This is a genomic window from Streptococcus gingivalis, from assembly GCF_035544715.1.
Classification (GTDB): domain Bacteria; phylum Bacillota; class Bacilli; order Lactobacillales; family Streptococcaceae; genus Streptococcus; species Streptococcus gingivalis.
In genome coordinates this window covers 471,796-495,906 of sequence record NZ_JAYKTO010000002.1, presented here as the reverse complement: position 1 = coordinate 495,906, position 24,111 = coordinate 471,796, and the positions used below count along the sequence as shown (strand labels likewise).

The following is a 24,111-nucleotide window of genomic DNA, read 5'->3' as shown; positions in this document are numbered from 1 at the left end:
AATCGCTTTCATTTTATTGTATTAGAAATCTCCAATCAAGAATAGGATACCCTAATCTATTTAGCACTGTCAATCTATTTTGCCAATTCCTATAATATGATGAGAAAGTCCTAAAAAAAGTACAAAAAAAGAGGAGGTTTCCCTCCTCTCATCATACGCATGAATTATTTAGCAATTTTTGCGAAGTATTCAAGAGTACGAACAAGTTGTGCAGTGTAAGACATTTCGTTGTCATACCATGAAACAACTTTAACCAATTGTTTACCGTCAACGTCAATAACTTTAGTTTGAGTTGCGTCAAACAATGATCCGTAAGACATACCTACAACGTCTGAAGAAACGATTGGATCTTCAGTGTAACCGTATGATTCGTTTGAAGCTGCTTTCATAGCTGCGTTCACTTCATCAACAGTAACGTTCTTGTCAAGAACAACTACCAATTCAGTAACTGATCCAATTGGAACAGGAACACGTTGTGCAGCTCCGTCCAATTTACCGTTCAATTCAGGGATAACCAAACCGATTGCTTTAGCAGCACCAGTTGAGTTAGGAACGATGTTAGCAGCACCAGCGCGTGCACGACGAAGGTCACCTTTACGGTGTGGACCGTCAAGGATCATTTGGTCACCAGTGTAAGCGTGGATAGTAGTCATCAATCCTTCAACAACACCGAAGTTATCTTGAAGAGCTTTAGCCATTGGAGCCAAGCAGTTTGTAGTACATGAAGCACCTGAGATAACTGTTTCAGTACCATCAAGAATATCGTGGTTAGTGTTAAATACGACTGTTTTAACATCTGATCCACCAGGAGCAGTGATAACAACTTTCTTAGCACCACCAGCATGCAAGTGTTTTTCAGCAGCTGCTTTAGTAGCAAAGAAACCAGTTGCTTCAAGAACGATTTCTACACCGTCGTTAGCCCAGTCGATTTGTTCTGGATCACGTTCAGCGGAAACTTTAATGAATTTACCGTTAACTTCGAATCCACCTTCTTTAACTTCCACAGTACCGTCGAAACGACCTTGAGTTGTATCGTATTTCAACAAGTGTGCAAGCATAACTGGATCTGTAAGGTCGTTGATGCGTGTAACTTCAACACCTTCTACGTTTTGGATACGACGGAAAGCAAGACGTCCGATACGACCGAAACCGTTAATACCAACTTTAACTACCATTCGTGATTTCCTCCTTATGAAAATCAAAAAAATTTTTTGTGAAAAGAGTAACTTGACACAGCGCCAAACATCTTTTAACAGTCTCTATTATATACTTTATTGCATTAAAAAGCAACTATTTCCCAACGAAAAGCAAGATTTATCATAGATCACCACCTCTTTTATTAAAGTTTTTCACAAAGTCTTGATCGATAGGAAAAGCGCTATTTTACTTGTACTCACTTTTGGAACAAAGAAAAACTCTTCCCAAAGTGGGAAGAGTTTTTTTAGCTTTGGTAAATTAAGCTTCACCTTTAGCTTTTTTAATGATTTCTTCTTGTACTGATTTTGGTACATCTTCGTAGTGGTCAAATACCATCATGAAGGTACCACGTCCTTGAGTTGCAGAACGAAGGACAGTAGCGTAACCGAACATTTCAGCAAGTGGCACATAAGCACGAACGATTTGGCTTGCACCGTGTGCTTCCATACCGTCTACACGTCCACGACGAGCAGTTACGTGACCCATAACATCCCCAAGGTTTTCTTCAGGAACTGTGATGGTTACAAGCATCATTGGTTCAAGGATAGCTGGTTGTGCTGATTTAGCTGCTTCTTTAAGAGCAAGAGATGCAGCGATCTTGAAGGCAGTTTCAGATGAGTCGACATCGTGGTATGATCCATCGTAAAGCTTCGCTTTCACGTCAACCATTGGGTAGCCAGCAAGAACACCGTTCGCCATAGATTCTTGAAGTCCTTTTTCTACTGCAGGGATGAATTCACGTGGAACCACACCACCGACGATCGCATTTTCGAACTCGAATCCTTTACCTTCTTCGTTTGGAGTAAATTCGATCCAAACATCACCAAACTGACCTTTACCACCAGATTGACGTTTGAAGAATCCACGTGCTTGTGTAGAAGCGCGGAATGTTTCACGGTAAGATACTTGAGGAGCACCAACGTTTGCTTCAACCTTGAATTCACGTTTCATACGGTCAACAAGGACATCCAAGTGCAACTCACCCATACCAGAGATAACTGTTTCACCAGTTTCAGGGTTTGTTTCAACGCGGAATGTTGGATCTTCTTCAGCCAATTTTTGAAGGGCGATACCCATCTTGTCTTGGTCTGCTTTAGATTTAGGCTCAACCATCAATTGGATAACTGGTTCTGGAACTTCGATTGATTCAAGGATGATTTTTGCTTTTTCATCTGTCAATGAGTCACCAGTTGTAGTATCTTTCAAACCAACGGCAGCAGCGATATCCCCAGAGTAAACTGTTTCGATTTCTTTACGAGTGTTGGCATGCATTTGAAGGATACGTCCGATACGTTCACGTTTACCTTTAGAAGTGTTCAATACATATGAACCTGAGTTCAAGACACCTGAGTAAACACGGAAGAATGTCAAACGACCTACGAATGGGTCAGTCATGATCTTGAAGGCAAGAGCTGCAAATGGCTCTTCATCAGATGCTGGACGTTCTTCTTCTTCGTCTGTATCTGGGTTTACACCCTTGATTGCAGGGATATCAAGTGGGCTTGGAAGGTAGTCAAGGACCGCATCCAACATCAATTGAACCCCTTTGTTCTTGAAGGCAGAACCACAAAGTACTGGGTAGAACTCAACGTTGATTGTAGCTTTACGGATACCAGCTTTCAATTCTTCGTTAGTGATTTCTTCCCCTTCAAGGTATTTCATCATCAAGTCTTCATCAGTTTCAGCAACTGCTTCAACCAATTTTTCACGGTATTCTTGAGCTTGTTCAAGGTATTCAGCTGGAATATCTTCTTCAAGGATATCTGTACCAAGGTCGTTAGTATAGATTTCAGCTTTCATCTTGATCAAGTCAATGATTCCGCGGAAGTCATCTTCAGCACCGATTGGCAATTGAATTGGGTGAGCGTTTGCTTGAAGACGGTCATGAAGTGTGCTTACTGAGTAAAGGAAGTCAGCACCGATTTTATCCATCTTGTTAGCGAATACGATACGAGGAACTCCGTATTCAGTTGCTTGACGCCAAACTGTTTCAGTTTGAGGTTCAACACCTGATTGTGAGTCAAGAACGGTTACAGCACCGTCCAAAACGCGGAGTGAACGTTGAACTTCGATAGTGAAGTCCACGTGTCCTGGTGTGTCGATGATGTTTACACGAGTGTCTTTCCATTGAGCTGTTGTAGCGGCAGATGTGATAGTGATACCACGTTCTTGTTCTTGCTCCATCCAGTCCATTTGTGACGCACCTTCGTGAGTTTCACCGATTTTGTGAATCTTACCAGTGTAGTAAAGGATACGCTCAGTTGTAGTTGTTTTACCAGCATCGACGTGAGCCATGATACCGATATTACGAGTTTTTTCAAGTGAAAATTCGCGTGCCATGAGGTTTGTTTCTCCTATATTTTTTATTTCTATATTCTATTATAACATGATTTAATAAAAACGGATAGGCAGGACCTACCCGTTCTCAGTGTTTTCATGATTTGTTGGTTTCAACTCGTAAGAAGGTTGAATTGGGTTCAAGAGCTGACGAAGCTTAATTGAACTCGGGCTAAAAGCTCAAGTTAACCGATCTGAGCCGGAACGGGATGCTGTGTGAAAAAGATAAACTTCCTTGTATTCATCGAATACTGCGTCAGTTTCCTATTTTCACTTTGCATCCTTGCCGTTCCTAGCATCATGATCTTACCAACGGAAGTGTGCGAATGCACGGTTAGCTTCAGCCATACGGTGAGTATCTTCACGTTTCTTAACAGCAGCACCAGTGTTGTTCGCTGCATCCAAGATTTCTTTTGCAAGACGATCAACCATTGTGTGTTCACCACGTTGACGAGCGATTGTTACCAACCAACGAAGTCCAAGTGTTGTACGACGTTCTGGACGAACTTCAACTGGGACTTGGTAGTTAGAACCACCGACACGGCGAGCACGTACTTCAAGTACAGGCATGATGTTTTCCATAGCTGTTTCGAATACTTCAAGAGCGTCGTTTCCAGTAGCTTCTTTAATTTGTTCGAAAGCTCCGTATACGATTGAAGCAGCTGTACCACGTTTACCATCAAGCATAACGCGGTTGATAAGACGAGTAACTAATTGTGAATTGTAAAGCGGATCTGGCAATACATCGCGTTTAGGCGCACGGTTTTTACGACTCATTTTTCTTTATCCCCTTTCCTTATGCTTTTGGTTTTTTAGTACCGTATTTAGAACGGCCTTGTTTACGATCGTTTACACCTGCAGTATCAAGTGCTCCACGGACGATATGGTAACGTACCCCTGGAAGGTCTTTTACACGTCCACCACGAAGAAGAACCACGCTGTGTTCTTGCAAGTTGTGTCCGATACCTGGGATATAAGCAGTCACTTCGATCAAGTTGCTCAAACGTACACGGGCAAATTTACGAAGGGCAGAGTTAGGTTTTTTAGGTGTCATTGTTCCAACACGAGTTGCAACACCACGTTTTTGTGGTGAAGAAACGTTTGTTTGAACTTTTTTATGACTGTTGTAACCAACGTTCAAAGCTGGTGATTTAGATTTTTCTACTTTTGATTTACGCGGTTTGCGAACCAATTGGTTAATTGTAGGCATCTACATTCTCCTGTGAAATTTTTTATTTTTGGTGATGGTACACTTGGTGACAGCTACCATCTGTGTGTACTTTTGCAACATTTGTCAGCACGTCCCTGTACACTCTTGAGAGACCAAAAGTAAAAAGTACCGTCTATTATTATAACATGACGGCACTTTGATTGCAAGATGTTTTTTTATTTTTTAAAGAAGTCGAAAAAGTTCATTATTGACCAGCTTGAGCAGGTTCTTCTGCCCCTGCATCTGCAGCCGGAGCATACTGTTGTTGCTGTTGTGGTTGAACTGTCGCATTGGCTCCAGCTACTCCAGCATTGGCATTAGTATTTGCGTTCGCGTTCGTGTTGGCATTAGCGTCTGTTTGAGTCTGCTGTGTTGCCGTTGTGTCGCTCTCATAGGTCAGTCCATAATAGTTAGCGATGTATTGGATACGGGCCTCAAGCGATTGCTTTTGAGTCGCATCTTTGACTTTCTTCACAGCAGCTTGGGCAGCGTTCACAGAATCTTGACTTGGCGTTGTTTCCATTTGAACGACTGCTTTTTCAGCAGCTTCTGTATTTTTCTTTTCTTCCTTCTTTTCTTTTTCTTCCTTTGTTTCCTTTTTCACTGGAAGGGAACCTGTCTTTTTAGCAGGTTGAATTTCTGTCGTTACCTGGGCAGCCGTATTCTTTTTAACGGTATACAAACCAGCTACCAAAATAAAGGATAGAGACAGAACTGTCACCAAGCGAATCCACAAAGGACTATTATCAAATCGATCTAAAATTCTTTTCACTTTTTGATCCTCCTTTGTTGCTCTTAATCAAAGATATTCCCAACTTCGACACTCAATTTATTTTCTTTCACATCGATGTTGGTCACGCGCAATAAGGATTTGTGTTCAAAGAATTCACGGTCGGTTGCAGCATTATCCGCAAAGACAGCTACCCCTGCTAATTCAGAATCGAATTCAGCCAAGAGACTGACCATCCCGTTAATCGTTCCGCCACCTTTAAGGAAGTCATCGACAATCAAGACCCTGCTTCCTGCTTTTAGGCTCCGTTTTGAAAGGAACATTTTCTCAATGCGATCCCCACTTGAGCCTGAAACATAGTTGACACTAACGGTTGACCCTTCTGTGATTTTCAAATCACGACGGACAATGACGAATGGAACATTCAAGACATTGGCCACTGCATTCGCTAAAGGAACTCCCTTGGTCGCTACGGTCATGACAGCATCAATCTTCTTATCTCGGAAGGCTTTGGCAATGATGCGGCCGATCCGATTCAAAATCTTCGGATTGCTCAAAAGATCAGACAGGTAAATGTAGCCACCAGGAAGGATACGATCACTTTCAGACAGTTGCTTGCAAAGATCCTCGACGATTTCTTTGGATTCTTGATCTGAGATAGACGGTGTAAAGATCACGCCTCCACCAGCTCCTGTAATGGTCTCAATATTTCCGATTTCCATCTCTTCAAAAGCCCGCTTAATAATCACGATATCTTCTGAGATGGAAGACTTGGCAGACTCATACTTTTCCGCAAACGTATTGAGGCTAGTCAATTCATAGGGATGGTTGATCAAGTAATTAGAAATTACGACCATCCGTTCACTTCTTCTTAATTTCATTTTCTCACCATGTAGTTTTTTCTATCATTATACCATAAGAAGCGAAAAAAACGAACATTCTGATTTACAGAAGGCCGTTTTTTCCTGATTATTTTATTTTTGGCAGAATCATTCCCGTATTTATCTCTGTTTTTACTAGTCGAGATTCGGTTTATAGAAGGAACGATTTTCCATAGCAAAGATTTTATTGGTCATTTCGCCAGGACCAATTAAGCCAAGTGCTGTTGTCATCATCATCATTTCCGCATCCAAATTATCGATCATATGAATAATCTCTGCTTCCATGATCTTTGGACGAACAGGACTACCGTATTCCAGCAAGCCATGGTGACTCAAGATCACATGGCGAAGGACGATGACTTCTTCTTTTTGATCATCAATCTTCAAGTCTTGCAAGACCTTGGTGATTTCTTCATCGATGAGTGCAATGTGGCCGATGAGGTTGCCCCGAACAGTGTATTCTGTATTCTCAGGGCCCGTCAACTCAATCACTTTGGCCAAATCGTGTAACATAATCCCTGCAAAGAGCAAGCTCTTATTCAACTGAGGATAGATATCTCCGATACTATCTGCCAAGCGGACCATGGTTGCCGTATGATAAGCAAGGCCTGCTTCAAAGGCATGGTGGTTGGTCTTAGCAGCTGGATAACTATAAAACTCTTTCTCATATTTCCCATAGAGGGCACGGACAATCCGTTGCCAGACTGGATTTTCAATTTTGAAAATCATGTTTGACAAGTATTCATGCAATTCTTTAGGATCTACTGGTGGTTTTTCCTTGAAGTCTGCTGGATTGTTGGGCTCTCCTGCTTGTGGCAAGCGCATGTTCAATTGATTGACTTGCGGAGTATTATTGTAAACTTCTCGACGTCCAGACATATGGACCACGCGCCCAGCCATAAAACTCTCTACATTGTGAGGTTGGGCATCCCATAGTTTACCTTCGATTGTACCGGTCTCATCCTGGAAGACAAAGGCGAGGTAGTTTTTCCCGGCCCGCGTTTGACGCACTTCTGCTGACTTGATCAAATAGAATCCTTCAAACAATTCATCTTTTTTCATTTGGTTAATTTTGACCATCATCTTCTCCATCTTCTATATATACATCTAGTCCCAGCAGGTCCTCATCGCTTTCGATTTGGCGGAGTGTCCGCTCGATGGCACTGGTCCGTCTGGTTAGCAAATCATCAATATTATTGGAAGCATTCTTTAAATGGCGCTGAGTCTTGGCCAGAATCCCTCCAAACTTATGAAATTCTGATTTGACCGATCCCAACACCTTGCTAATGTCATCTGCACTCTTTTGGATGTTGAGCGTTCTAAAGCCAACAGACAAGGAGTTCAAGAGGGCTGATAAGGTACTTGGACCAGCCACTAAAATTTGTTCGTCCCGACGCAAGCGATCGAAGAATTCTGGATTGCGAACCACTTCGGAATAGAGGCCTTCAGTTGGCAAAAAGAGAATTCCGAAATTCGTTGTCGCTGGTGGAAAGAGGTATTTTTGTTGGATATCCTTAGCAAAACGCTTGATACTAGCAAGAAGGGCCTTGCGGTAACGCTCGATCTCCTCTTTCTCTCCTGATTCATAAGCTTCTTCCAGACGATAGTAGTCTTCCAGTGGGAATTTAGAGTCAATCGGCAGATAGACTGGTTCCTCTCCTTGTCCTGGTAGCTTAATAGCATACTCCACGCGCTCACTAGATTGGGGAACGGTGACAAACTCCCGCTCATACTGGGCTGGGGTCAAGATATCTTCAATGATTTGGCCTAGCTGCAATTCGCCCATAATCCCACGCGTCTTGGTATTGGAGAGAACTTTATTAAGGGTTCCGACATCCCGCGCCACTGTCTGCATTTCTCCCAACCCTTTGTTGACCGACTCCAATTGTTTTGAAACCGTCTCAAAGGAGGTCTGCAAGCGGTGCTGCAAGGTTTTCTCCAATTTTTCTTCTACCGTTTGGCGCATCTGTTCTAGCCGCACTTCATTGGACTCTTGGATCTGGCGCATGCGCTCATCTGTTTTGTCCCGATTTTTAGTAAAGTGCTCATTCATCTCAGCGCGCAGAGCCGTCGTCTGCTGGTGGATCTCTACTCGCATCTCGGTTAAGCGATCTGTCAGCGCGATCTCTAACTGCTGATTGGCAATCTGGCTTGCTTGTCTTTCTTTTTCAAAACGATAGTCCAACTGGTCTGTCAAATGATCCTCGTGGTCTTCCAGCATCTCTCGTAAAGCCGGTCTGGTATCATCTGACCGTTGCAAGAGATAGATGAGGAGGCCCAGATTGAGCAGGCCAATCAGAAGCAGAATGATATTCATATTAACCTCTGTCTTTACTATAAACAATGACAAGATAGCCACGATCAAGACTCACTTGAATCGGTTGATCCAAAAATTCATTGGAGCCATACATGGCCTTCAAAAAATAATTCTCCTGATGGAGCGGATACTTAGCTCCTGTGATCTCTAAGCGACCTTGTCCGACAGGCATAAAACCAACATAGGACATGGCTGGATCTGGCTGAATCTCATGGCAACCAGCTGGTCTGTAGATCAAGCGATTTTGACCGTCGACTAATTGGATCTGCTCCATGTAGGGAGCTAGGTCTGGATCGGTCGGCAAAAAGATATTGGACAAAAAGTGATCCAAGCGACCGCCAAAGGCACCATAAACGGTGACAGCAGCATCTGGATAGGCCTCAAAGGCTACTTTCAAGGCCAATTCCAAATCCGTATCGTTCTTTTCAGGGACGGATTGAACCACTTGCTTGGCTTGGGTTTGGATCTTGCTCAAATCAGTTTCAGAAATGGAATCAAAATCCCCCACAGCCATATCTAAAGGCAAGCCTTGTTCCAGCAACTTCAAACAGCCTCCGTCGACACCTACGTAAAGCTCTTGATCTTTTGGTAGTAGAGAAGAATCTCCACCTGCCAATACTCCTATATTAACCATTGATGGCATCTCGGAGCGTTTGCACACGCTCATTGACATCTCCATTAAAGACATAAGAGCCCGCTACAAAAACATTAGCCCCGGCTTCCTTTGCTTGAGAAATACTTTGGCCATCAATTCCGCCATCGACTTCGATATCAAAGTCTAATCCTTTCTCTTCACGAAGAGCCGCTAATTCACGCACCTTGTCCATTGTTTCTGGAAGAAAGGCTTGACCACCGAATCCTGGATTAACGGTCATGACCAAGACTTGATCCACCAAGTTCAAGACGTGTTTGATACTGTCTACAGGAGTTCCTGGATTAATCACAACACTAGCTTTCACACCGGCTTGACGAATTTTTTGAAGAGCTCCGTGGATATGAGGAGTCGCTTCCACATGAATGCTGATGATATCTGCACCTGCACGGGCAAATTCTTCAATGTGGTGTTCGGGATTGGTCACCATCAAGTGGCAATCAAAGACCAACTTGCTATGCGGACGCATGCTCTCTACCACTCCAGCCCCAAAGCTGATATTTGGCACAAAATGACCATCCATGACATCGATATGAGCATAGTCGGCTCCAGCTGCTTCTAAGCGTTTCAACTCACTTTCAAAATTGGCATAATCTGCACTCAAAATTGAGGGTGCTATTTTCATTGTTTTCATTCTTCTATTGTCTCCTATTTTGGCATTTTTTTCGAAACTTTTTTATAGGTTTCGCGACGATTTTCAATCTCACTTAGAAATTGCAAGTAATCCTCATATCGGAAAGTCGCAATTTCCTCTCTTTCAACGGCTGGTTTCACCGTACAAGCAGGCTCATGCGTGTGGGTACAGGTACGAAATTTACAAGAGTGGCTCACGTCCGCAATCTCTGGAAAGGCTTGATTTAAATCTTCACTGGTTGTCACTTCATAATCAAGGGATGAAAAACCAGGGGTGTCTGCAATCTTGCCACCATTTAGATAGTAAAAGCTGACAGCTCGAGTCGTGTGTCGACCACGCCCCAGACTATCTGAAATCTCACCCGTTTCAAGCTCCAGGTCCGGAGCGATTTTATTGAGCAAGGTCGATTTTCCCACACCGGTCTGTCCCATAAAGACGGTAGTTTTATGGGTTAAAAGGGGCAAAAGTTCCTCAATCGACAAGACAAAATCATAGCCAATAGCCTGATAGATTCCTTGGTAGTAGTGGATGTCTGCCATATCTTCTAACAAGTCCAGTTTTGAAATATAGACAATGGGATGAATCCCCTTGTGCTCTAGAAGGACCAGAAAACGATCCAAGAGATTGGCATTAAAATCCGGCTCCTTAGCCGACATGATGACTACTGCCTGATCAATATTGACAATCGGAGGGCGCACGAGGCTATTTTTTCGAGGGGCAATACTCAAGATGTAGCCTTCTGAATTCTCTTCAGCTGAAAACTCCACCTGATCCCCCACATAAGGAGTCTGTCCTTTTTTTCTAAAATTTCCACGAGCCCGTGTCTGGTAAATGTGGCCGTCTGACTCCACATAGTAGAAGCCAGCCAAGGCCTTGACGATGGTTCCTTGCAAATCGCACTCCTTTGAGATTAATACTATCTATTATACCAAAATTTTAAAACGATTACCATTAGATATCCATTAAGTGCGGTTAGTTGATTTTACTATATTTTGGGCATGGTCAAATATTGCTTAAATAAATAAAAACGTAGTCAATTACGTAGTCATTCGATTGCTGTTATAATAGACAATCTTTAAAATTGCCGTTATAACAGAAAAAACCACTAGTTGGGGCTAGTGGTTTTCGAGGTAAAGAAACTATACATATTTCGTATATATTATAGCACATTTTAAAATATACTGCTATCTTTTCGCATTTTAAAGAAAATAAAAAAACGTTGATTTTACAGTGTTTTTAGCCTATTTGGAATTTACTTGGAAAATAAAAAAACGGTAGCATAATGCTACCGCTGTTTATCATTTTATAAAGTTTCTGGCCACGGATCATCTGTTGTGTACGACATATTAGTAAATCGCAAATCTCCGATATCCCTATCCGTTGGTACTGGATCATCGAATTGTAAGCGTAGCTGGTTGCCATCGCCCGGCCCGCCTAAATAAAATGTTCCCAAACGTTTGCCCTTGTCATTTGTCATAATACCAAGTTTTGAGCTGGTGGCACGAAAACCGACGGGTATACCACCGACATTTAAGATCACCACGTTACGCTCACGGTCCGACCCTTGGGGAACGTAGCTGGGCGCACCTCGTCTCACGATTCCAAACCAACCCCACGATAGACCACCGAAACCGACCTCTACCGTGGAATTTACACGTCTAAACTCAACATATGCATTAGTTTGATTTGAGTTGATATTTCTTGGTTTAATTTTGACATCTCCAAACAAGACCGACCAAGCGTTAGAGCCGGTTCCGGAGCCTTTCTTGATCCACTTCACCGCTCCGTTTTTAGCTGTCGTATCGGTATATATTGTACCGATGTCAGCGTTTAGATTGTACGGGAAGCCTTGGCCTTTTAGTTCGGTACTTGCACCGTTTCCAGATCCGACTGAGCGTTTCAGCTCTTCCAGATCATTCTTGCTTGCAAGCTGACTTGTGTCAATCGTTGGCAATTTTGAGCGTGTGACAAATGGATCACCACTGTTTTGCAATTTTGTATCAATCAATGCATCCAGACCCAATTCAAGGTGCTTGTCTTTGATGTTATTGGCCATCTGGGATTGCAAGGTTGTATAGGTTGGAAATAGTTCGTATGCTTTAGAGGTTGATAAAAATGAAGCCTGTTGTCCTTGAAGCACACCTATATCAACCCCAATCGCCTGAATAACTTGTTTTAGTTTATCCATGCTTCACCTCCTTAGAGGGTATTTTTAGCGGTATTATAAATCTGTGCAAAATCGGTATTTTCCAAGTCAGTAAATTTTTGACCAAGCTCTGTCATTTTAGACACGATAGCCTGATCTGCTGATCCTGCACCGTTAGCAATACGGTCTGCGATTTCTTTGAGAGTGTCAAGTTCTTCTGGCACACCCTCGCCAAGAATTGCGGTTTTAACCCCTTGAATAGCTGTATCTAACTGCTGCTGAGTGATTCCAGCTTGTCCAAGTTCTGACTTGTCAGCTTTGCTTGCAAGTGTGGTTTTAATCTCTTTGACATCAGCTCCGACAGCTTGAGCGAATTGTGTTAATTTTTCTGTGTTTAAAGTCATTTATTTCTCCTTTTAAATTTTAGCTAGGTTATATAGTACGGTTAGATCTGGGAGTTCTTCGCCTTGCTCACGTTTCCGAAGTTCCTCTAAACTATCTGAGGTATATTCTTCTGTTGATTGTGTCACCTTGATTACCGTTGATTTATCAGACGGAAATACATAGTTACCGCAAGTGATCTCTACTTGATAGATACCAACTGGTAAGATTTTACCAATCGTAAATTTAATCTTGTGGTCTGTGACTGTACTGGTTAACTTGGTTTTACCGCTTCGATTGGCAAGCGTAATTGTCGCTTCCTGCCCCTCAATTTCTGAGACTGGACTATAATTTTCATCTAGCAATTCATAGCCAAAGAGGGAAGCTGTGTCGCCTTGCTTGACGACTTCGCCCCCCTCGAATTGTTTTAAATTCGTTGAATTAATACGCATGGTTCACCTCCTTATGAGAATGATCCAAAACTATTGATACGCTTACCATTCTCCGATTGTCCTACTGCGACATATCTGCGATTGCCAGAGCCTGCGATGTATGTGATCCAGATGTATCCATCATTATCAATCCATCCATCGTAATTGATTTCTTGACCTGTACTGTATACAGCTACAATCTCAGCTCCAAGACCGGCTTCAGTTCGTACATTTAGAGCAGATACTTCAACAGTGAATGTCCCTGTTTCTGGATTGAATCCATTTGATTCAATTGTCAATGGTTCTGATGGTTCTGGCTGTTCAAATGTCACAGATGTGTCATCAGTTGGGAAATAGAACCATCCAACAATTCCATCAAAGTTGCGTGTGTGGTATCGTGCAGGACCACCGACATAAAGAGCATCTTCGTTACCGTCAATGTTTTGTTCAATAGTGCGCATGGTATATCCGTCACTATCTTCGATGACTAGACCTGTGTGGCCATAGCTGTGGCCGTAGATGTACGTCGTATCCATAACGAATACTGCCCCAGCCCGTGGCTTACTATCGAGATTACCCTCTTGGTTGTATTCCACCTCATATCCAATGTCACGGGCAGAATTAAGCAGATCAATCGCATTTCCCCAAAGCGCACGGCCAAAGAAGTTAATAGAAATAGAGTTAGGTAAGTCCACGCACTGCGTACCATACGCTCCATCCGCATCAGCTCCCACCCCTTGGTTTGCTAGGCTTTCTACATATCCTAAAATATCATTTAAAGTAGCCATTACTGCTCCTTTCTAAAATCAAAGGCTACTATCCAAAAATAGATAGTAGCCAGTAAAAATATATTAATCTTCGCTAGGTTCTTCATAACCTAACGCACGTTTGCTATCGCTCAATCCAGCAGTAGTTGGATCATTGACCACTCCGACAAGCACGAAGAATGCAAACAACACATTGACGAATACCAAGATTTTATCAATGGTTTGTCCAAATTCTAGCTTGATGCCAAAGATATCCGCAAACGCTTGAAATAGCAATGCAAGCGCTGGAACGATTGCAAGCCAAAAGTTTTTATTTTTTAAACGTACTGACCAGTTAATTTTATTCATATTAATTCCTCACTTCTAAATTTACATATTTACTATACAGGGCATCAATGTATCCATTGCCACCCAATTTCTTATAACTTTTATGCATCTTATGAATGATATCTGATTCGTGGACTGTGGTATATCCACGCTTGATAGCCGTAGAGATGTCACGCTCTAGCCTCAAATACATTGTGACTAGATGCGCTTCATCATGTACGGCTAACTTATCATTCACTTCATTGATTTTCTTATTATTATCCTCACCCACAACTTTAACGGTCTCTACCGCCTGTTGGATTGTTCCTAGTTCGTCTTTTAATTCGTTAAACTGTTCTTTGTTTAAGTTTGCAGATTTACTAGCTTTCATCCCAAACCAGCCAGTAGCAATCACTCCGAAAGTCGGGGCGAGGTGTGCGATCAAATCAGAGAATGTCACTCAATCACCTCAATTCTATGCCAGTGGTTGAGTTTCTAAATCAGTATTTTCTTTCGGTTTCGTCCACTTCCAAACTGCCAGCTTGCCGTTTTGCTCAAGGCTTGCAAGCTGATCAATAGTTTCGCCATTATAGGTAAAGTCACTGTTGACTTGCACCATCACACGGTTACCCTCACCATACAATGCATTGTGTGTGGCATCTTCAATTGCAAAGATTTCTTGTGACTTGTAGGTTTTACCAGACTGTCCAAGATCGACCAATTCAAGACCACGCTTGTAGATTGTTGGATCTAATGGGTTATCTGTGTCAGTCACCCGCGCCAATACTGCCCAATCTGCTACCGCTTTTACTTCTGCGATTTTTGTATCTTTCTCAGCTAGTTTCTGCTCGTAGCTTTCTGCTTGGACGTGCAAATCTTCTTGTAATTTCTTGACACCATCCGCTGGGTTAAATTCGGTTGCGATCTGACCTAATACAGCCTCGATAAGTGCATCGTCTGACTCGCTTGTACGGTCACCGATTAATACGCGGTCAAAAGCCGTATATGGTGCGTCTTGTCGAATTGCTACGAATGTTTTGTTAGTTTCTTGTAAGTATTTGTTTACTACTTTAAATGTCATATACTATTTACCTTCTTCTAATTTTTGAGAGGCCTCATCAAAGAGGTCCTTGAGTGCTGAGTCACTAGCTAAAACATCGTTAAATTTAGTTAGCAATTCATTTGTTTGTTCGTAGTACGCCTTATAATTAGCGCACTCAATAATTTTATTCGCAAGTTGGACTGCGACATCGTTGATAATTTTGTCTGTTGTGTTCATTAAATTCTGTAACCTCGTTTCCGTAGTACACCAGTAATGTGGGTTTTAGCCCCACCAAGCATATTGTTTTTGGCCATTTCTCCAAAGCAAGTGAGCAAGTCCCAGATGTAATCACCGATATCAATACCACCACTCATGTAAAATTTCCGTGAGTAAATACCCTCTAAGAAAAAGTCACCACGTCCAATAAAATGTTTAACACCATTTTGGTTCATTGGTATTAGATAGGCATTCCCGTCATTTGTATTTCCGTGGAAGTTCCAAGGACTGCGGTATCGACCATTGTTATAAATCAACACACGGTCACCCACGAATTCAGTAAGACTTTCTTCCGTGCCGTTTCCTTTACCAGACCAAAGCCGAATACCTGCGAACGTTTCATTATCATGCCGTTCTACCTCTTTAGGGTCTTTGTTGTGATTCGTGCCTAAAACCATGAGTGCAGCATTGCTATCTCTGAATCGTTCTGCGACAAATCCACTCTTTGTTAATTTAATAAATTGCGAGGAATTGGTATCGTCAATCCGTCTGATTGTGGCTTCGTTGTTTAAAACGTTATATTGACTATTTTGTAAGTCAATATACATCTTGCCATTTAGACCTTCGATCCGACCACCTCGAACGGTCATACCAGTTAGCGTACCAGCTAGTACGTTGCTTGCGTTTACGTTAATCACATTGACTTGACTAGCATCAATCGTGCCACCGACAATTTTATCAGCGTTTAAGTTAGCGATCATACCATCTTTAATCACCGCATTATCAATCTTGGTCTGACCTGTGATATGCGTTAGACTTCCATCTATTCGGTTCGTACCGTTAGCAAGTAGGTTGATAGAGTTGAGTACGTCACCGTTGTTATTTAGGTTACGCACCGCCCAAGACCCCGCAAGCAGACTCATTTGCGTTCTGACCGCTTCCGTACCTTGTGCAACTTGAATCGCTTTTGCTTGCGCGTCGCTAGCAAGTACTTTCGCTTCATTGCTAGCCTTATAAGCGTCATCAAATTGACTTGGTTTGTAAGGCCCTGTGTTTGACCCACGGACCAAAATAGGTTCCTTAAATTCTATCCAACCATTTTTAGACAAAAAGATATAAAATGGATAGTTTTTATCTTCTCCGAAAGTAAAGTCTTCCGTCATGGTAAAAGTTTTTTGGAACTCCTGCCACTCGTTTAGTGGTGGCCTATTCTCGCCGATATTAGACCATGTTAGGGTTTTATTTAGTCCGTGGTTTTTGATGTTAAATGCAAATGATACATCTGGATACTCTCTAATACGATATTTAAATCCTAGCGTGTATGTTTCACCTTTATAAATTTTGCGAACGTAAATCGGGAGTGTGAACCCTGTCCAGTTATAATCAGTAAGCCCTTGCGCCTTTATCGTAAAAATACCATCTGTGACAGATACGCTTGCATTTGGATTGTTGTTCCCGACAAGCGTATTAGTAGCCATTGTCATTGAGTTGACGATCAAGTTATTATCATCTGTGACATACTTCCCAACTTCGGTTTGAAATATTTCACTTGACATAACCAAGCGAGAGAGCTTGTCTGGTGCGCCTGTTTCTGACGTGCCAAGGATACGCTCATAGAGTTTGTTACTTTCCGTCAGCTTGTTAAATTCTACGGTTTGCGTTTCAATTTTTTTAGAAAGGGTTAGTAAATCACGGCCTTGGTCGTTTTGTGCGCGATCCAAATTTTCAAATTGATCTCGTGATGCAAAATTCTTTGCTACCTTGGAATACACCTTGCTATAGATCGTATCCCCATTATCAGCATTGTTAAATGTTTCCGTAACCTTACGGCTCAGATCTGGACTGTTTAAAATCAGCGTTTTAATCCGATCTGATAATGTAGCTGTGTCTGGAATCGTTCCAGCTTTTATAAGAGCTTCTTGAGCTTTAGCGTTTGCCTTTTCAATCTCGATAGCAGTTGACTGCTTGGCTTGTTCAAGCTGTTTATCAACCTCTTTCTTAATCTTATCGACATCTTCCGTATCAATACGCTTCTCCCATTGCGAACCGTTCCAGACATACATTCGGTCATATAGACCGTTCTTTTCAAACCAGATATCGCCGATTTTATGTTCTTTGTCATCTGGTCTGTTGTACCAAACTTTATTTCCCTGTGCATTTAAGAGATAATCTGGCAAGCTATTCTCAAAGTCTTGCTGGGCTTTAGCAATATCATCAACCTTGCCAGCGAGTCCGCTCTGCATTGTCGCACGGACATTTGTACCAATGTCACCAAACTCTACACTCTCGTTTCGCTCATTGACAAAGTCGTAAGTAACAGTCGTTACTTTCGCGGTTTCGTCCGTAAGCCCAATCTGTGGGTAGTAGATAGGTACGATGTCGCATAGTTCTAGTTCTTCAATCCAGCCATTATCTGCATAATCAAGTGTTTTAGCTAAATCAGCATACTCGATTTTGATGTTGATCTTAGGCTTACCGATTGCGTTATGCTCCATATAATCCGTAGCAAGTTTACGCAACTTATCTGGAGTTGGGATATCCTTACTCTTACTATCTGATTTAAACTCGCTAGAGAAGTCTACGACTTTAATTCTGCGATGTGCGTAGAGAGCCTTATACTTACTATCTACATAATTCTCTGGAAGCGTGACGGTAACAGGATCAGGCTGGTTATCGCTAGTGTCGCCCTCTGGTTTGTCTGGTGTGTAAGTCGCGAAAGGCAGTACGCTAGTGTATGCACTCTCGATTGTTTCATCTAATTCAGCCGATAAGATATTTCGACCATATTCAAGCACGGTTGGAGCAGTACGACCTAACTGCTTATGTAGTCTGACCGTCGTATTGTCAAACTCATACTCACCGCCATAGATGTCTAAAATAGAACCTTCTACACCACCAAGGGCAAGACGGGCATTCTCCATTTTAGAGATATCAAATACGCCTTTTCCAGTGGTTTGGATATCCGACCATACATCAAAACGTAGATCACCAATCGTTGCATTGTGCCAGATTGCGAGAGCAGTAAAGGCAGAACCACTAAAGGGCCTGCCATTCACTAGCCCCATGTATTCCAGCTTATGACTGATATGCTGACCGTAGATTTTAACGATGTTACTGCTATCTTTTACGATTCGCGAGATCTCAAAGGTTTGGTTTTTAGTTCGCAGTCCAGCGTCAGCCTTGAGCTTCATTTCTTTCTCAAGGGTTGCAACCATTGGATCGTTCGCGGGAATTTCTGAATATAGCGTATAATTTCCGTTGCGTTCACGGGTTACAGTCCCCTTGGTAACGTTAAGTTCACCAAGACCGTAAGTGTCGAAAGCCGTCTCATTTTTATTAAATAAAATAGGCCTCATAGCTTAACCCCCCAGTTCGGGATTGTAAACACTTCAAAATTCCCGTCCCAACTAATCAAGTTACGGCCGTAGTCAAAGTAAGGCATCTGAAATTGAGGAGAGCGAACCACCTTATCCCAGGCTTGCAAGTTGCCAGAGAATACTTGGTTTGCTTGCATATCCAGCGTGATCTTATTTTGTACAGCCTTTAACTTGGTCTTGCGCCCGTTAATAGTAAGCGTACAGTCACCAGATCCGACTAGTGTTATAACGGGTTTTGCGTTGACGTTGCCCATGCCGTTGATAGCAACCCCATTTGTCAGTTTTTGAGTAGTGCGCCCTTGCTTGTAAAATTTGACTGGATAGGTCAAGAAGTTCAGCTTGACTTTCCCAAACTGTCGCATAAGGCTAGACACTTCAAAAGTCTCAATAAAAGCTGACCGGTAGATAAAATCTGGGTCCCAGGATAGAGTTAAATCTTTGTAGCCGTCAACGTTTAGCCAGTTACTGATCTCGCTTTCTGCATCTGTGAGCTTACGATTAGAAAGGACGGTACAAGGCAGTTCGATAGTCACCGATTTAAGACGGTTCTTTGAGATCAATAGATCACCATCACGACCAGGGACCGCTACTGTTTCCACGTCGCTACCAGTCGAACTAATAATATAGTCGCTGGTCACTCGTAGCCCGTGAGTGGTGCTTGATACACCGTTAAATGTAAAACTTCCCATTATGCCATTCTACCTCCTTCCAAATTCGTATAGTATGCAAGCTCACGCAAGAGCCTGCGCATATTTTCGGGGCTGAAAAAATTATCATTAGCTGTGCCGTTTGCGTTAAGTGTATAGTTGTTTGTAACATTTGAGCTTGAGCTTCCACCGCCTGCATATCCAAAGCGCGTAGCTAGTGTATCAGTCAGACCACTGACAAGATCACCGCGACCTGGCAAGTTAAAACCAAAGCCATCTGTGTACTTTTTGCCAGACTCTACTGTCTTGTTAGCAAGGTCAGTCATTGAGTCGTCTACATAGTAGCCGTATTTTTCAATACCTACTGCCATACCCTCTGGGATAGCGCGACCGACTTGATCTCTAAAAACTTTTGATGGCGAGTTGATCCGCAAAGTAGATCGGGCTGCTGCAACCGCGCTACTTGCGATGCTGGCTGCTGCTGCTGCAACCGATCCAGCCATCGCATAGATACCGCTCATCATGCCCTCGCCAATAGCCGTACCTGCGCTATAACCTCCACTATATCCACCAGACATTCCGCTGTGAGCCGATGATTTCAAGGCACTTGACGCACCATGTACCGCGCCGTTTTGGCTAGCGATACCACTAGTAACACCCGTACCAAATTGTGATCCAGCATTTCTACCGTCGTGGCCTAGCGAGTTAACTGATGCATTAATCATCATCTTCATGGCATTAGATGCACCGGTAGCAATACCTTGCGAGGAATTGATACCACCGCCAATACCTGTACCGAATTGTGAACCGTACTGCTGGCCATTCATCGACATCGCGAGGAATTGAGCAGAAATAGCAAGGTTCATCACAGACGCTGCACCAACTGCTACTTGCTGACCTACACCGATACCGAGTGCGATACCAGAGCCAAACTCCGAACCCTTAGCTTGCCCATCGCTGGCCATACCGTCCATTGTAGCAGTCGCATTTGATTTGAGGGTACTTGCTGCACCTTGCACGACATCGGACCGGCTCAATACACCGTCTCCGACACCCGCGCCAAGTTCAGCACCTTTGGCTTGACCCTCACCGAACAAGTTAGCTAAAACCCCTAGAGATGCGTTTTTAAGGCCGTCAACTGCGCCCTGGACTGATCCTTGGTTGTCCGTGATACCTTGGGCATATCCACCACTTACTTGCGATCCGCTATATTTAGCTTCTGTTGGTAAGTTGTTAAAGGCTTGTTTGGCACTTTCGGTCATGCCATTCACAGCCTGGGCGGCAGCGCCCTTGTTGGCTTCGATACCCTCACCAACCTTTTGGGGAATTTCACGGGCTTTGACATCAAAACCAGCATCTATCAATGCTTGCCTAAATTCATCACCAATCGCTGTAACCATTGCCTGGACTTCCGGAGCGAGTTCGACACCAGTCGCTCTGATACCGCGCAAGAATCCCTCTTTTGCTTTATCACCGGCTTCCGTCCATTTAGTATTAAGTGCGCCTAGCTGTTCATCTGATGCATTGACAAGGGCCTGCGTTTGGTCTGCCATTTTAGGGCCAGCCTGTCGCATTTGTTCGATAAGCCCTTGGTCCAATCCGCGTTTAGCTAGTGTTTCAAGGTTTTGCGACCACTTATCCACTGCATCGATGTTCTTCTGCAAGTTAGCAGTCATCTGATCTGCAGACAAGGCGGTTTGTTGTTCGATCGCCTGAAATGCGTTTTGAACCTCTCCTCTAAGAGCTTCATATTGCGCTTTCATGTCATCGACAAGTTTCTTCTGCGTTTCGTCCATTGTTTGCAATGTTAAAATTTGACGACCTGCAGAATCTTCAGTTGCTTTTGCTTGGGCTTCTAATGAGTTTTGAATGATACCAGTTAAACGTTGTTCTTGTTCGCCTAACTGAGCCTTTGCGTCTTGAAGTTTCTTAGATGCTTCTGCAGCTTCCTCGTCAATCTTCTTACGCATACCTGCTTTTAGACTATTTTCTGCCCACGTCAACCCTAAGTGTGTTTCTTTTGCGTCTACTTCTTCAATGGCTTGTGCGTGTTTCTTTTTGACTTCTGCTTCTTTGTCTTCGATTTCAAGCCGTTTCTTGGCAATTTCAACCAGTCGTTGTTGTGCCGCCTCAGCTTCCGCTGATTGCTTGGAGATTTCAATCTGTTTGCGAATAGCATCCGTGGTCATGTTGATCGTGCCCGTTGCTTTATCGTAGACAAGATTTAATCCGTCAATACGTGAGTTGAGGATTTCAGCAGCCGAAGCAAGCTCTTTCTTTTGAGCTGCAGTCTTGTTCTCGACTGCGTTCAATTCATCGATTTTCTTGACAAGTCGCTCGTTATCCTCGGCTGTAGCTTTGATCTCATTTCTGCGATCTTTGTAGGCTTCATTGCCTTTGCTTACACTATCGTGCAGATCGTCGATGGAGCGTTTGAATTCTTCATTCTCGGCTTTTGCTTTCTTTACTTCCTCACTCTCCCGTGTCAACCATGACACCAGACCAGCGATAGCACCGACAACCAGGAATACTCCACCAGATGAAAGAGAAGCCAAAGCCCCAGCCAGTCCAGTAGTGGCCCCCTGGGCTATGAGCGAGGTGCTGGTTAGAGATACAAGGGAAGTGATAAGCGTACCAATCAGGCTACCGATACCCTTGATAATGGATAACCCAAGCATCGCTCCTTTAAAGAGCAATACTGCTCCTGCGACACCAGCGAATACCGAGATAAGCGGGTCTAATACGGGCTTAAGAAAGCCTAATACACTGACTAAAGATTTAATTACTGGTGTAGCACCACGGATAACACTGATGATAACGTTAAAGGTGCTGTTTACTGCTCCTTTAATGCTATCAAGGTTTTGGGCAATGCTCTTACCAGTGACTGCCTTGCTCATCTTGTCAAACTCGGCAATGACGTTTGCGATCCCTTTTGCTACCGCGTTTACGATGTTACCGAATGAAGTCTTGATACCCTCAGAGTTTTTCTTCGCCATTTCAGCGAAACCGTTCGTGCCTTTATTCAGCTCAATCAGTCGCTTACTGAAATCAGTAAACGTGATCTTGCCGTCTTGTAAGGCTGAGTAGAAGTCTTTCTGGGCTGATGCACCAGCAAAACCAAACGATTCTGCCGTCTTCTGCAATGCGTAAGGCATGGTTTCTTGCAAGGTCTTCCAACTTTGCATATCAACCTTACCAGCAGATAACATCTGGGTGTACTGTTGCAATCCACGGCTTGCATCTTCCGTAGATGCCCCAGAGGCAAGGAACGCATTATTTAAAGCGATTGTCAACTTGGTAGACTGTTTCAAGTTACCAGTCATTGAGGTTAGTTTTTGAGTGGTACTTACAACTGTATCAAGTGTTGTTGGTAAGCCCTCGATACCCTCAGAAAGTAGCTTAGTAGATGCTGCCACATCTTTTGAAGAGTGGCCCAGCGATTTCATGACTTTCGGGAACCGTTGCAAGGTATCGAACCGGTCGATAGCTTTGTCCATTGACTGGCTTACAAGGTTCATCGCTGAGCTGACAGCTTTAAAGGCTACCGCACCGACTGAGAAGTTCTTGATTGCGTCCTTGATCTTGTCAAATTTTGACGCGCTCTTTTCAGCCTGGTCGCCTGTGGTTTTGATGATGTCTTTTAGCTTGACAAAACCGCCCCCACTTTGAGATGCGACTTGTCCAGCTCTATGGGCTAGATCAGCGCTTACCTTAAAGCCATTCCCACCGGTTTTACTGATTGTGCCAGCTTCCCTTACTTTCTCGGCTGCCTGTTTAAAAGCATCACCGCCAGACTTGGAAAGCGCACCGGCTTCTTTGATTTTAAAACTTGCTGACTTAAAGCCCTCTCCGCCTGTTTTGGCTTCGTTGCCAGATGCTTTTACTTTTTCTGCCGCTTGCTTAAAACCATCGCCAGACCGTTGGGCAAGATCAGAACTTTCTTTGACTTTCTCCCCAGCTTGTTTAAAACCAGAACCAGAGCGTCCAGCTAAATCAGAGCTTTCTTTGATCTTCTCCCCGGCACGACGAAAGCCGTTGCTTGATGTTTCTGATAGTTTCGCACCCTCGGCCATACGGTCACCAGCGCGTTTAAAACCTTGTCCAGCTCTTAGAGCTTTATCACCGGTCGCCTGAATACCATCGCCTGCGCTTTTGACACCTTGGCCCGATCTGCGAGCTTCGGACTCTAAACGCTTCAAGGCATCAGATAGCTCTGTAAGTTTGCGTCCATTGACCTGGACGTCAATTACAATTTTTCCATCTGCCATTATTCATCTCCCTCCTTTCCGTCTAATTTATATTTGTTTTGTAGCCGTCTCATTTTGGCCTTATACTCGCTACTATCGTTCTTCGAGGGCTTCCAAGACCGTATCTCCACTAATTGAGATACAGCCGTTCCCTCTGGTAAACCGTTAAGTAGCGCGATAAATTCGGGCCATGTTAGCCGGCCTTGTGCTTCAAAGAGGTTGATATTGTACGCTTGCACGAAGCTCGCGTAAATTTCCTGGGCGTCTACTTCAAAATCAATCAAACGAATATCTTCTTCTTCGTCCTTGGCTACCGGCATAGGGTTTCCGTGCCGGTCATAAACCACGCGCTCTTTTTTGGTTTTCAAAAAATGCTCGTCGATATATTCCCATACGGCCACTATGTCCTCTGGATTGTCCAAGGCTTCGTCCGTCATCATTAAAACCGCTGTACGCATCTTCTCAAGATTGTTCATGACTTCGTTATCAAACATCTCGAATACGTCAAGCACCAGATCAAAGGAGCAGTCCACCTCATAGGTGCGCCCGTTCAATTCAAAGGAGTTCTGTATAGGCTCATTTAATTTCATGAG

23 protein-coding genes are annotated in these 24,111 nt (G+C 43.4%); all 23 read right to left on the bottom strand.

Going from position 1 to position 24,111, the window contains the following annotated elements:
- Positions 1 to 164: 164 nt before the first annotated feature.
- A complete protein-coding gene (gene gap / locus SM122_RS08880; protein WP_324738258.1) occupies positions 165 to 1,175 on the bottom strand; it encodes a type I glyceraldehyde-3-phosphate dehydrogenase in 1,011 nt (336 codons plus the stop codon).
- A gap of 280 nt (positions 1,176 to 1,455) precedes the next feature.
- Entirely contained in the window at positions 1,456 to 3,537 is a 2,082-nt protein-coding gene (gene fusA, locus SM122_RS08875) for an elongation factor G (RefSeq protein ID WP_155170276.1), read from the bottom strand.
- Positions 3,538 to 3,840: 303 nt separating this feature from the next.
- Positions 3,841 to 4,311 carry a 30S ribosomal protein S7 gene (rpsG, locus tag SM122_RS08870; RefSeq protein ID WP_003003105.1) on the bottom strand — a complete coding sequence of 157 codons (471 nt, stop codon included), beginning with the start codon at positions 4,309 to 4,311 and terminating at the stop codon, positions 3,841 to 3,843.
- 19 nt (positions 4,312 to 4,330) lie between these two features.
- Positions 4,331 to 4,744, bottom strand: coding sequence for a 30S ribosomal protein S12 (rpsL, locus tag SM122_RS08865; RefSeq protein WP_003003125.1), 414 nt, complete (start codon positions 4,742 to 4,744; stop codon positions 4,331 to 4,333).
- Between the two features lie 205 nt (positions 4,745 to 4,949).
- Positions 4,950 to 5,516 (bottom strand): hypothetical protein, encoded by a 567-nt coding sequence (locus SM122_RS08860; RefSeq protein WP_195327005.1) that lies wholly within the window; start codon positions 5,514 to 5,516, stop codon positions 4,950 to 4,952.
- 23 nt (positions 5,517 to 5,539) lie between these two features.
- Positions 5,540 to 6,355, bottom strand: coding sequence for a pur operon repressor (gene purR, locus SM122_RS08855; protein WP_003012466.1), 816 nt, complete (start codon positions 6,353 to 6,355; stop codon positions 5,540 to 5,542).
- A gap of 135 nt (positions 6,356 to 6,490) precedes the next feature.
- The gene (locus SM122_RS08850) at positions 6,491 to 7,435 is read right to left on the bottom strand and encodes a 3'-5' exoribonuclease YhaM family protein (RefSeq protein WP_037608119.1); all 945 of its coding nucleotides are present in this window, start codon (positions 7,433 to 7,435) and stop codon (positions 6,491 to 6,493) included.
- Positions 7,422 to 8,672 (bottom strand): DNA recombination protein RmuC, encoded by a 1,251-nt coding sequence (locus SM122_RS08845; protein WP_155170278.1) that lies wholly within the window; start codon positions 8,670 to 8,672, stop codon positions 7,422 to 7,424. The genes SM122_RS08850 and SM122_RS08845 overlap by 14 nt, the downstream gene beginning before the upstream one ends.
- Before the next feature lies 1 nt (position 8,673).
- Complete coding sequence (locus tag SM122_RS08840) at positions 8,674 to 9,306, bottom strand: thiamine diphosphokinase (protein WP_155170338.1); 633 nt, start codon at positions 9,304 to 9,306, stop codon at positions 8,674 to 8,676.
- Positions 9,299 to 9,958, bottom strand: coding sequence for a ribulose-phosphate 3-epimerase (gene rpe / locus SM122_RS08835; RefSeq protein WP_155170280.1), 660 nt, complete (start codon positions 9,956 to 9,958; stop codon positions 9,299 to 9,301). The genes SM122_RS08840 and rpe overlap by 8 nt, the downstream gene beginning before the upstream one ends.
- Before the next feature lie 14 nt (positions 9,959 to 9,972).
- Entirely contained in the window at positions 9,973 to 10,851 is an 879-nt protein-coding gene (gene rsgA / locus SM122_RS08830; protein ID WP_155170282.1) for a ribosome small subunit-dependent GTPase A, read from the bottom strand.
- 410 nt (positions 10,852 to 11,261) lie between these two features.
- Positions 11,262 to 12,146: a hypothetical protein gene (locus SM122_RS08825; protein WP_324737664.1), complete on the bottom strand. Its 885-nt coding sequence runs from the start codon at positions 12,144 to 12,146 to the stop codon at positions 11,262 to 11,264.
- Between the two features lie 11 nt (positions 12,147 to 12,157).
- The gene (locus SM122_RS08820) at positions 12,158 to 12,508 is read right to left on the bottom strand and encodes a hypothetical protein (RefSeq protein WP_324737663.1); all 351 of its coding nucleotides are present in this window, start codon (positions 12,506 to 12,508) and stop codon (positions 12,158 to 12,160) included.
- A 12-nt stretch (positions 12,509 to 12,520) separates the two neighbouring features.
- Positions 12,521 to 12,937, bottom strand: a complete 417-nt coding sequence (locus SM122_RS08815; RefSeq protein WP_324737662.1) for a hypothetical protein — start codon at positions 12,935 to 12,937, stop codon at positions 12,521 to 12,523.
- A gap of 11 nt (positions 12,938 to 12,948) precedes the next feature.
- A complete protein-coding gene (locus SM122_RS08810; RefSeq protein WP_324737661.1) occupies positions 12,949 to 13,704 on the bottom strand; it encodes a CHAP domain-containing protein in 756 nt (251 codons plus the stop codon).
- A 63-nt stretch (positions 13,705 to 13,767) separates the two neighbouring features.
- A complete protein-coding gene (locus SM122_RS08805) occupies positions 13,768 to 14,031 on the bottom strand; it encodes a phage holin (protein ID WP_324737660.1) in 264 nt (87 codons plus the stop codon).
- 1 nt (position 14,032) lies between these two features.
- On the bottom strand, positions 14,033 to 14,449 hold the full coding sequence (locus SM122_RS08800) for a hypothetical protein (RefSeq protein ID WP_324737659.1): 417 nt from the start codon (positions 14,447 to 14,449) through the stop codon (positions 14,033 to 14,035).
- A 15-nt stretch (positions 14,450 to 14,464) separates the two neighbouring features.
- Positions 14,465 to 15,070, bottom strand: coding sequence for a hypothetical protein (locus SM122_RS08795; RefSeq protein WP_324737658.1), 606 nt, complete (start codon positions 15,068 to 15,070; stop codon positions 14,465 to 14,467).
- Between the two features lie 3 nt (positions 15,071 to 15,073).
- Positions 15,074 to 15,268 (bottom strand): hypothetical protein, encoded by a 195-nt coding sequence (locus SM122_RS08790; RefSeq protein ID WP_324737657.1) that lies wholly within the window; start codon positions 15,266 to 15,268, stop codon positions 15,074 to 15,076.
- A complete protein-coding gene (locus tag SM122_RS08785) occupies positions 15,268 to 18,603 on the bottom strand; it encodes a phage tail spike protein (RefSeq protein ID WP_324738253.1) in 3,336 nt (1,111 codons plus the stop codon). The genes SM122_RS08790 and SM122_RS08785 overlap by 1 nt, the downstream gene beginning before the upstream one ends.
- On the bottom strand, positions 18,600 to 19,313 hold the full coding sequence (locus tag SM122_RS08780; protein ID WP_324738252.1) for a distal tail protein Dit: 714 nt from the start codon (positions 19,311 to 19,313) through the stop codon (positions 18,600 to 18,602). The genes SM122_RS08785 and SM122_RS08780 overlap by 4 nt, the downstream gene beginning before the upstream one ends.
- On the bottom strand, positions 19,313 to 23,539 hold the full coding sequence (locus SM122_RS08775) for a tape measure protein (protein WP_324738251.1): 4,227 nt from the start codon (positions 23,537 to 23,539) through the stop codon (positions 19,313 to 19,315). The genes SM122_RS08780 and SM122_RS08775 overlap by 1 nt, the downstream gene beginning before the upstream one ends.
- On the bottom strand, positions 23,539 to 24,108 hold the full coding sequence (locus SM122_RS08770; RefSeq protein ID WP_324738249.1) for a Gp15 family bacteriophage protein: 570 nt from the start codon (positions 24,106 to 24,108) through the stop codon (positions 23,539 to 23,541). Before SM122_RS08770 ends, SM122_RS08775 begins: the two co-directional genes overlap by 1 nt.
- Positions 24,109 to 24,111: the final 3 nt, after the last annotated feature.